This window comes from Ideonella sp. P3_A4 (assembly GCF_056403075.1).
On the sequence record NZ_JBFUGE010000223.1, the window covers coordinates 1 to 9,721 of the forward strand.

The following is a 9,721-nucleotide window of genomic DNA, read 5'->3' on the forward strand; positions in this document are numbered from 1 at the left end:
GGTCGGTCCATGCCGGAGAACAGATCCAGCTCGCCCTGCACTTGATCGTCCGCCTGCAGTTCAACCAACATCACGCCGGCCTTGACGTAGTTGAAGCCGGGCCGGTACAGGCCTTCCAGCAGGCGCACCGCGGCAGCGATCAACACGCGGGTGTCGGCACTCGGGCGTCCCACCGGGAGGGTCCCGCTCGGGCTGTGCTGCTTGTCGTTCTGTCGGAAAGGGCTGGTCGAGACGAAGACGTGAACAGCGCCGGCCACACTGCGCTGTTCACGCGCTTTCTCGGCCACACGCGACGCGAACTGGCTCACCACTTCGATCAGCTCCTGCAGGTTCGTGACCGCCGCGCCAAATGAGCGCGAGCACATGATCTGCTGATTGGCCGCCGGCGCATCGTCGACATCCAGGCAAGAGGTGCCGCGCAGTTCCAGCACGGTCTTCTCCATCACCACGTTGAACTGGCTGCGCAGGGTGGCGATGTCCGCATGCACCAGGTCCCCCACGGTCTGGATGCCCTGCTCCTTCAGCCGCGCACTGGACTTGCGGCCGACACCCCAAACGTCACCGACGTCGGTGAGCCGCATCAACCGGTTCAACTCCTCGGGTGCCATGGCGCCAAAGTCGCACACCTGCGCGATCGGCCGAGCGTAGGTGCCAGGCTTGCGGTCCTCGGTCTTGGCGACGTGGTTGGCCAGCTTGGCCAGTGTCTTGGTGGGGCCGAATCCGACGCTGGTGGGCAAACCGGTCCACTGCAGGACCTTGGCCCGCATGTCGCGACCGATCGTTGCCAGGTCACCGTGCACGCCGTCGAAATCAAGGAAGCACTCGTCGATCGAGTAGATCTCCTGCCGCGGCGCGTATTCGCCGACCAGGCTCATCATCCGGCCGGACATGTCGCCGTACAGCTCGAAGTTGGCCGACAACGCGATCAGGCCCGCCTGGCGCTGCAAGTGTCGGATCTGAAACCACGGTTGGGCCATCTTGATGCCCAGGTCCTTGGCCTCGTTGGACCTTGCAATCGCACAGCCGTCGTTGTTCGACAGGACCACCACCGGCCGCCCCACCAGCGACGGGCGGAACACCCGCTCGCAGCTGACGTACATGTTGTTGACGTCGACCAGCGCGAACATCGCTCGCCTCAGGCCGGCAGCGGCTTGATCGCGTGGGTCACGACGCCCCAGATCTGCAACTCGTTGCCTTCGTCGGGGACGATGTCGGCCACGCCGGCCTCAGTAGCCTGAAGGCTGACCCGTGCGCCCTGTTTGATGAGGCGCCGGCAGACGAACTCGCCGTCTACGGCGGCGATGACGACGTGGCCGTGGGCGGGCGTGATGGCGCGGTCGATCAGAAGCAGGCAGCCCGATTCGATCCCGGCCTCTTGCATCGCGTTGCCCGATGCACGCATCAGAAAGCTCGCCTGCGGATGCCGGATGAGCACCTCGTTGAGGTCGAGCCGGCCCACGCCACTGTCTTGCGATGGCGAGCCGAAACCGATCGCCACGCTGGCGCGCGGCGTTGCGCGCGCAGTGGCCGGGTCGCGGCCGATGGGAACGATGTCGTTGGACTCGTTGTTGCTGGACATGCATCCAGTATATCGACCACCGCCTTCGCGAGCACCGGGTCGGCATCGGCAAACAGGCTGCGGCACCGAAATTGCCCTGCGGTTCACTGGTCTGCCGCCGCCCTGGCTGTCCGCATTCCCGGCGGCGATCACCTCTATGACGCACAGGAAGCCCCATGGAAGAACCGATCAATCTGGCGATTTCTCGGCGCGAACTTCTGATCGTTGGGGCCGCGTCAGTGACGACGGCCTCGGTCTGCGCGGCCGACCAGCGGCCACCGAAACATCCACCCTCGATGGGTCCCGGGCACATGGCCGGCGTGTCCCTCGACGTGAATGGCCAGGTGCACACGATCGAGCTGGACACTCGGACCACGTTGCTGGATGCGCTGCGCGAGCACCTGCGCCTCACGGGAACCAAGAAGGGTTGCGACCATGGGCAATGCGGCGCCTGTACCGTGATCGTTGACGGGCGCCGCATCAACTCGTGCCTCTCGCTCGCCGTGATGAACGAGGGATCACGAATCACGACCATCGAGGGCCTGGGCAACCCCGCGCACCTGCACCCAATGCAAGCCGCGTTCGTCAAGCACGACGGGTACCAGTGCGGCTACTGCACGCCCGGGCAGATCTGTTCGGCCGTCGCGATGCTCGATGAGGTTCGTCAAGGCGTGCCCAGTCACGTCAGCGCAGACCTCACCGCGCGTCCACTGCTGTCGGCAGAGGAACTGCGCGAGCGAATGAGCGGAAACATTTGCCGCTGCGGCGCCTATTCCAACATCGCCGATGCAATCACCGAAGTGGCCGGAGCGACGCCATGAAGCCCTTCACCTACGAACGCGCCGCCACGCCTGCGCAGGCAGCAGCTGCCGTTGCGCGCCAACCAACCGCCAAGTTCATCGCCGGGGGCACCAACCTGCTGGACCTGATGAAACTGCAGATCGAGACACCGGCGCATCTGGTCGACGTGAACGGACTCGGTCTCGACAAGATGGCACCCACGGCTGACGGCGGCCTGCGCATTGGCGCGATGATGCGCAACACCGATCTGGCCGCAGACGAGCGCGTGCGGCGCGACTACGGCGTGCTGTCGAGGGCTTTGCTGTCCGGCGCGTCAGGCCAGCTGCGCAACCGCGCCACGACCGCCGGCAATCTATTGCAGCGCACGCGTTGCCCCTATTTCTACGACACCAACCAGGCGTGCAACAAGCGCCAGCCTGGCAGTGGGTGCGCCGCCCTCGACGGCGTCAGCCGACAACTGGCTGTGGTGGGTTCGAGCCGCGCCTGCATTGCCACTCACCCAAGCGACATGGCGGTCGCGATGCGGGTACTCGACGCCGCGGTTGAAACAGTGCGGGCGGACGGCCGGCAGCGGGTCATTCCGATTGCCGATTTTCACCGCCTGCCGGGCGATACGCCCCAGGTCGAAACGGTGCTCGAACCCGGTGAGTTGATCACGGCCGTCACCTTGCCGAAGCCGGTGGGCGGCACCCACATTTACCGCAAAGTGCGCGACCGGGCCTCCTATGCGTTTGCGCTGGTGTCGGTGGCAGCCATCGTGCAGCGCGACGGAACGGGCCGTGTCGCGCTGGGTGGTGTGGCGCACAAGCCTTGGCGTGTCGAGGCTGCAGAGGCCGTGTTGCCCGAAGGTGCCAAAGCCGTGTCAGCGCGGCTCTTTGCTGGCGCGCAGCCGACCCACGACAACGCGTTCAAGTTGACCCTGGCCGAGCGAACGATCGCCGCCGTGCTGACCCAAGCGAGGGCCTGAGCCATGAAGTTCGACACCCCCGCCACCACCAACCCCATCGACCAGCTCAAAGTGGTGGGCCAGTCCACCAGCCGGATCGATGGCCCCTTCAAGACGACGGGCACCGCCCCCTACGCGTACGAGCGCCACGATGTCGCTCCGAATGCCGCCTACGGCTACGTCGTGGGTGCCGGCATTTCGAAAGGTCGAATCGCCTCCATGCACCTGGAGGCGGCGCGCGCTGCGCCCGGGGTCATCACGATCGTCACTGCCCGCAACGCCGGCCCGCTGGGTAAAGGCAACTTCAACACAGCCAAGCTGCTGGGTGGGCCCGAGATCGACCACTATCACCAGGCGATAGCCTTGGTGGTCGCCAGAACCTTCGAGCAAGCGCGTGCAGCGGYGCATTTGGTGCGCGTCGAATACGCGCGCACCGCCGGCAAGTTCGACCTCGCCGCGCAGAAGGCCACCGCCCAGCTGCCCAAGTCCATGGCGTTCGGTGGCCCACCGGAGTCGAAGGTCGGCGACTTCGAAGGTGCGTTCCTCGCGGCGCCCGTCCAGCTCGATGCCACCTACACGACCCCGGATCAGTCGCACGCGATGATGGAGCCGCACGCCACGACCGCGGCATGGCAAGGCGACGAGTTGACGGTCTGGACTGGGAACCAGATGATCGACTGGAGCTGTGGTGACCTGGCCAAGACGCTGGGCATTCCGAAAGCCAAGGTGCGACTCGTGTCACCTTTCATCGGCGGCGGCTTCGGCGGCAAGCTGTTCGTCCGCGCAGATGCACTGCTCGCCGCACTCGGCGCGCGTGCGGCCAAGCAACCGGTGAAGGTGGCGTTGCAACGGCCCCTGATGATCAACAACACCACCCATCGGCCCGCCACGATTCAGCGCATTCGCATCGGCAGCACCAAAGACGGCAAGATCACAGCGATCGCGCATGAGAGCTGGTCTGGCGATCTGCCGGGCGGAAAGGCGGAGACCGCCGTGAATCAGACCCGCCTGCTGTACGCCGCGCCCCATCGACTGACCGCGATGCGGCTGGCCGAGCTTGATCTGCCGGAGGGCAACGCGATGCGTGCCCCCGGTGAGGCACCGGGGATGCAGGCGCTGGAAATTGCGATGGACGAGATGGCGGAGAAGCTGGGCCTGGATCCGATTGAGTTCCGGATCGCCAACGACACCCAGGTCGACCCGGAAAAGCCGAACCGCCCCTTCTCGCAGCGACGCTTCATCGAATGCCTGCGAACGGGTTCGCAGCGTTTTGGATGGAGCCAGCGCAACCCGCGGCCTGCGCAGGTGCGCGACGGACGCTGGCTCGTCGGGATCGGCGTCGCGGCGGCGTTCCGCAACAACCAGGTCATGAAGTCGGCCGCCCGTGTGCGGCTCGACGGCCGTGGCGTTGTCACGGTCGAAACCGACATGACGGACATCGGCACAGGGTCGTACACCATCATCGCGCAGACCGCCGCAGAGACGATGGGAGTCTCCCTCGAGAAGGTCCTCGTGAAACTGGGTGACTCCAAGTTCCCTGTCTCGTCCGGCTCCGGCGGGCAGTGGGGCGGCAACAGCTCGACCGCCGGCGTCTACGCCGCTTGCATGAAGCTGCGTGACGCGGTGGCGCAGAAGCTGGGCGTCTCGCCGGAGCACGCGGTGTTTGCCGACGGCGTGATCCGCGTGGGCGACCGCACGGTGCCACTGGCCGAGGCTGCGGGCACGGACGGCTTGGTGGCCGAAGACCACATCGAGTTCGGCGATCTCCAGAAGAAGTATCAGCAATCGACGTTCGGAGCGCACTTCGTTGAGGTCGGGGTGGACGCCGCCACCGGCGAGGTTCGCGTGCGCCGCATGCTCGCCGTCTGCGCTGCGGGGCGCATCCTGAACCCGAAGTCAGCGCGCAGCCAGGTCATCGGCGCGATGACGATGGGTGTGGGCGCCGCGCTGATGGAAGAACTGGCTGTCGACACGCGCCAGGGATTCTTCGTGAACCATGACTTCGCCGGCTACGAAGTGCCGGTGCATGCCGACATACCGCATCAGGATGTGATCTTCCTCGACGAGACCGACCCGATCTCATCACCCATGAAGGCCAAGGGCGTGGGTGAGCTCGGCATTTGTGGCGTCGGAGCCGCCGTCGCGAATGCGATCTACAACGCCACGGGCGTTCGGGTCCGCGACTACCCGATCACGCTGGACAAGCTGCTCGATCGACTTCCGGCCATGGCATGACCGGGGCGGCGCGATCTCAATTCGGCAGCCTGATCGAGCTACGCATCCGAGAGAATTTCATGAGTGAGGTTGTCCACCACCACGGGACTTTCAAAGTACGTGACTGAGGGCTCCGTGCCGTACTTTTCGCGCACGAAAACCCGCCAGCTTTCCGTGTACATCGCTTCGGCTTCAGCGCGGGAGTTCCAGAGGTAGATGCCGCCGGCGCTCGCCCCATCTTCCGACAAAACGTAGCACTTGCGAAAAAGGCCAGCCACGTCCTGGTATCTCGGAGCCGTGCTCAGGAAGATGCGCCGTGCCTCATCCCGAGTGATCGGACTTGGCAACTGAAACATGGTGATGACAGTGATCATTGAACCTGCTTTCGCTTGTGGCGTGGCATTAGATCTGGGATGCAGGCCCGTCGCTTGCCGATAACCCTCGACATCAAAGCCAGTAGGGGAATCCATGGCGAACCGACGCAACGCCAACGATCGCAGACAGGCCCTGGAAGACCAGCTCAAAGGTGCCGTGCTAGACCTCGTGAACCACATGGGCGGTGATCCCTTCTTCGTCGAGATGAGCACGGACGCTGACGAATCCTTCTACCTGGTGTTCGGCCCCGGCCACAGCATCAAGCGGTTTGCGGCCTTGTTGCCAGAAGAGGCAGCGCCTGACGCCGACGCAGGCGGCGAGTCGCCGTCAATACACTGATGGGCGGCCAAGCGAAATGATCATCGAAACTTCAAGAGTTGAAGGTCTTCAACGATCTTCACCAAAGGCGCCGGATCGCACCTCGATGCCTTGCGATGCGAGAGGCGCGTCGACATGATGAATCGACGCGCCTGATTCCCAGTCGGGCAGCCTCGACGACCTGCCCGCCAAGGAGACCGATCTTGATGTCGCATCGTGTTCGATGCGTGGCCCTCGCCTGCGCCACGCTTTTCAGTATCACTGCCTCGCCCAACGCCGTGGCTGCCGCGCCCGCCGATCACCCCGCCGCCGTGGCGCGCGCCCTCACCCATTTGCAGCCAACCTCGCGCACGGCGTTGGCTGAGCCCGCCACCGAGGACCAGGGCTTCGAAGCGCGCGATGTGATCGTCGACACCGATGGCGCCGAACACGTGCGCTTCGCTCGGCGATACCAGGGCTTGCGGGTGATCGGCGGAGACGTCGTCGTGCACAGCCGCTCTGGCGGCACGCCACGCGGCTTGTCGCGCACGCTGGTTCACGCGCCGGCCCTCGCCACGCAACCATCACTCAGCGCCATCGACGCCGAGGCCATCGGTACGACGACCGCGCAAGTCGCGGCGGGCGCGACCGTGAGCAGCGAGTTGGTGGTTTTCGCTCACCGGCGGCAACCCGCGTTGGCCTGGGATGTGCTGTCCATCGGCCAGACGCTCGAAGGCGCGCCGACCGAGCGGCATGTCATCGTTCACGCGCATACCGGCCAGGTACTCGACAGCTTCGACGACGTGATGCACGCCGCCGCGGTAGGCACCGGCCGCAGCCTGTTCCTCGGCACGATCAGCCTCGACACCGATTCGCAGGCAGGCGGCGGCTTCGCAATGCGCGATACACAGCGCGGCGGTCACACCGTGTACGACCTGAAGGGTCAGTTCAGCGGCACCGGCACACTCTTCACCGACGCCGACAACACGTGGGGCGACGGCACCACAGCCGACCGCGCGACTGTCGCGGTGGACGCCGCTGCGGGCCACGCCTACACCTGGGACTACTTCCTGAACATCCACGGCCGCCGCGGCATTGCCGGCGATGGCAAGGGCGCCACCTCGAAGGTGCACCAGGGGTTGAACGGCCAGCCGTGGGTCAACGCCTTGTGGAGCGACAGCTGCTTCTGCATGAGCTACGGCGACGGTGACGGCAGCTACTGGCCGCTGGTGGCGCTGGACATTGCCGGCCACGAAATGAGCCATGGCGTGACCTCTCGCACCGCGGCGCTGATCACGTCCGGCGAATCCGGCGGGCTCAACGAATCGACCTCGGACATCTTCGGCACGATGGTCGAGTTCTACGCCAACCTGCCCGCCGAAACGCCTGACTACCTGATCGGCGAGCGCTTGCCGCGGGATGGCAGTGGCCCGCTGCGCACGATGATCCAGCCCAGCGCGGATGGCGCTTCGGCCGACTGCTGGTACCAGGGCGTCAGCCAACTCGACATGCACTACTCGTCGGGTATCGGCAACCATTTCTTCTACCTGCTGGCCGAAGGCTCGCAACCAACCGGCGGCCCGGCCTCACCGACCTGCAAAGCCGGCGACAAGCGCGTGGCCACCGGCAACGCCATCATCAAGGGCATCGGCCGCAAGAAGGCCGAGAAGATCTGGTACCGCGCGCTGTCGGTCTACATGACCTCCAGTGCCGACTACCACGACGCTCGCGAAGCCACGCTGTCTGCCGCGGCCGACCTGTACGGCGGCGCCGGCTCCAAGGTGTGGAAGAAGGTCAACGCGGCTTGGGCGGCGGTCAATGTCAAGTAGCCGGCAGCACCGAAGCGTCAATGTCGCTCTCGATGAGGCGGTGAGTCGTCCACCCCTTCAGCCAGTTCAACGTCACGCCGCCTGGTTCACGCTCCCTCTGTGACGGACGAGCCTGTCAAAGGAGGCGCGTCGCGATGACAGTTCCCATGGGCGTGGGTTTCTTGTCGTTCTTGTGGCTTTTCGCGTCGCGTGCCCACTTTTCCAATTGAACGCTGTCGCGCTGGAAGACCATGATGTGTGTCGAGCCGCCGAATTCGAAGTGGCCGATCTCGGTGCCGCGCGTGATACGTACAGGTTGAGCACCTTCGTCGACGATGAAGGCAGGTTCGATGACGCAGGTCGAGACTTCGACCATGCCGATGCAGATCATGGCGACGTAGCCACAGGCTTCATGATGGAAGATGAAGATGGCGCGTGCGGCGACATGGCCGAGATAGGGCTGCGATTCGGTGCCTTCCCAGGTTCCTGGGTCTTCGCCCTGGTCGGGGCGCTGGGCGAAGTAGGTGCCGGGCTGTACCCAGGAGCGGACGATGGTGCCGTTCAGTGGCGCGTTCCAGCGGTGGTAGTGCGTCGCCGAGAGAAAGCCCTGGTAGATCTGCCCGCCCTCGAATCGCTGCGCATGCTGGCGTTGCCCCGCGAACAGATCGAGCAGCGAATAGTTCACGTCCTTGATCCAGAAGTCAGTCTCGAGGGCGACGTCTTTTCGGTATTGCCATGGCGTCGTTTCGCAGCCGATGTTGATGTCGGTCAGCGGGTTACCCTGAAACGGTCGCGCGTCGGGCACGAACTTCCGGATGAAGAACGAATTCCAGGAGTCGAAGCCGTAGCCCGCTTTTTCCGGGTCGTGCTCCATCTGGTGCCACACGCCGACCTCCTTGGCGGCTTGCGAGATCCAAGAACCGGGTTTCTCGGGGTTGCGGATATCGAGTTTGTCTAGCGAATCGCCGCATTTGAGAAAGGCGTTCCACGCATCGAGCACCTTCTTGAACTGAAGGTTGAATGTCGCGTCGTGGAATAGTGCAAGGCCGGCTTCCGTGGCCATCGAAATCGCGAGAAGCCCGTTCATTGGCGTGCCGACCTGGGCGGTCGCATTAAATGACGGGGAGGTCGTGACGATCTCGTTCAAGATCTCGAAGAGACTGTCATAGTCTTTGATCCACACGGTGTCACCGTCCTGATCCTTGATCTGCTCCCGGGTCTGAGGATCGAGCGTCAGGACGAAGGCGTTCGCCTGCTCGATCATCGACATGACCCACATGCGATAGACGCTGTTCGTCGTCACCCAGGTCTTGAATTCCAGAATCTCGGGGCGCAGCGGCTTGAGCGTGCCGGCTGCTTTCTTCGCGGCGATGAAGTCGCGCAACGGGACGAGAAACTTGCTCGTTGCCCAGACGCGGTTGGGCACCCAGAAGCCCATCTGCACGGGGCCGGCGTTGTCGAGCGTGAGCAGCCCGGATCCGGTGTCTTCGATCCGGTGAAGTGCCTTCGCGAAACGTTCGGAGGCAGTTGTGGGGGCATCGTCGTTCAACTGCGGGTTCGCCTCAGGTACGTCGCCGGCAACCGTTAGGGTGCGGCTGAGAGTCGGCTGATCGGAAACGGAGCGGTGAGCCATGGTTGATCTCGGTTAGAAAGGCCGCAAATCGAGCACGCCCTGCCTTGCGGCCGAATCGGTGGGCATGAGGTCGCTCGCCCGCAACGGGA

9 protein-coding genes are annotated in these 9,721 nt (G+C 64.6%); 5 read left to right on the forward strand and 4 right to left on the reverse strand.

Features of this window, described 5'->3' with window-relative positions; translation table 11 throughout:
* Together AC1DYI_RS18810 and AC1DYI_RS18815 are read right to left on the reverse strand one after the other, a co-directional pair.
* Positions 1–1,127, reverse strand: a 1,127-nt coding sequence (locus AC1DYI_RS18810) for a Y-family DNA polymerase (protein WP_477205656.1), incomplete at its 3' end; no start/stop codon positions are given.
* Positions 1,128–1,135: 8 nt separating this feature from the next.
* Complete coding sequence (locus tag AC1DYI_RS18815) at positions 1,136–1,579, reverse strand: LexA family protein (protein ID WP_477205657.1); 444 nt, start codon at positions 1,577–1,579, stop codon at positions 1,136–1,138.
* A 155-nt stretch (positions 1,580–1,734) separates the two neighbouring features.
* On the opposite strand from AC1DYI_RS18815, the gene paoA reads away from it, so the two are divergent.
* The 3 genes from paoA to paoC are packed head-to-tail and all read left to right on the forward strand — an operon-like array spanning position 1,735 to position 5,540.
* The gene (paoA, locus tag AC1DYI_RS18820) at positions 1,735–2,379 is read left to right on the forward strand and encodes an aldehyde dehydrogenase iron-sulfur subunit PaoA (RefSeq protein WP_477205658.1); all 645 of its coding nucleotides are present in this window, start codon (positions 1,735–1,737) and stop codon (positions 2,377–2,379) included.
* The gene (locus tag AC1DYI_RS18825; RefSeq protein ID WP_477205659.1) at positions 2,376–3,326 is read left to right on the forward strand and encodes an FAD binding domain-containing protein; all 951 of its coding nucleotides are present in this window, start codon (positions 2,376–2,378) and stop codon (positions 3,324–3,326) included. Before paoA ends, AC1DYI_RS18825 begins: the two co-directional genes overlap by 4 nt.
* Before the next feature lie 3 nt (positions 3,327–3,329).
* Positions 3,330–5,540, forward strand: a complete 2,211-nt coding sequence (gene paoC / locus AC1DYI_RS18830) for an aldehyde oxidoreductase molybdenum-binding subunit PaoC (RefSeq protein ID WP_477205660.1) — start codon at positions 3,330–3,332, stop codon at positions 5,538–5,540.
* A gap of 38 nt (positions 5,541–5,578) precedes the next feature.
* Here paoC and AC1DYI_RS18835 read toward each other — a convergent pair whose 3' ends face one another.
* Entirely contained in the window at positions 5,579–5,893 is a 315-nt protein-coding gene (locus AC1DYI_RS18835; protein ID WP_477205661.1) for a hypothetical protein, read from the reverse strand.
* Positions 5,894–5,987: 94 nt separating this feature from the next.
* On the opposite strand from AC1DYI_RS18835, the gene AC1DYI_RS18840 reads away from it, so the two are divergent.
* Both AC1DYI_RS18840 and AC1DYI_RS18845 read left to right on the forward strand, forming a co-directional pair.
* Positions 5,988–6,233, forward strand: a complete 246-nt coding sequence (locus AC1DYI_RS18840) for a hypothetical protein (protein ID WP_477205662.1) — start codon at positions 5,988–5,990, stop codon at positions 6,231–6,233.
* A 257-nt stretch (positions 6,234–6,490) separates the two neighbouring features.
* Positions 6,491–8,020: a M4 family metallopeptidase gene (locus AC1DYI_RS18845; RefSeq protein WP_477205663.1), complete on the forward strand. Its 1,530-nt coding sequence runs from the start codon at positions 6,491–6,493 to the stop codon at positions 8,018–8,020.
* 115 nt (positions 8,021–8,135) lie between these two features.
* On the opposite strand, the gene AC1DYI_RS18850 is transcribed toward AC1DYI_RS18845, so the two are convergent.
* Complete coding sequence (locus tag AC1DYI_RS18850) at positions 8,136–9,632, reverse strand: phophatidylserine decarboxylase associated domain-containing protein (protein WP_477205664.1); 1,497 nt, start codon at positions 9,630–9,632, stop codon at positions 8,136–8,138.
* Positions 9,633–9,721: the final 89 nt, after the last annotated feature.

Coding starts and splice junctions, on each gene's coding strand:
- AC1DYI_RS18825 (WP_477205659.1), top strand. CDS start 2,376: ATGAAGCCCTTCACCTACGAACGCGCCGCCACGCCTGCGCAGGCAGCA.
- AC1DYI_RS18835 (WP_477205661.1), bottom strand. CDS start 5,893: ATGATCACTGTCATCACCATGTTTCAGTTGCCAAGTCCGATCACTCGG.
- AC1DYI_RS18815 (WP_477205657.1), bottom strand. CDS start 1,579: ATGTCCAGCAACAACGAGTCCAACGACATCGTTCCCATCGGCCGCGAC.
- AC1DYI_RS18850 (WP_477205664.1), bottom strand. CDS start 9,632: ATGGCTCACCGCTCCGTTTCCGATCAGCCGACTCTCAGCCGCACCCTA.
- paoA (WP_477205658.1), top strand. CDS start 1,735: ATGGAAGAACCGATCAATCTGGCGATTTCTCGGCGCGAACTTCTGATC.
- AC1DYI_RS18840 (WP_477205662.1), top strand. CDS start 5,988: ATGGCGAACCGACGCAACGCCAACGATCGCAGACAGGCCCTGGAAGAC.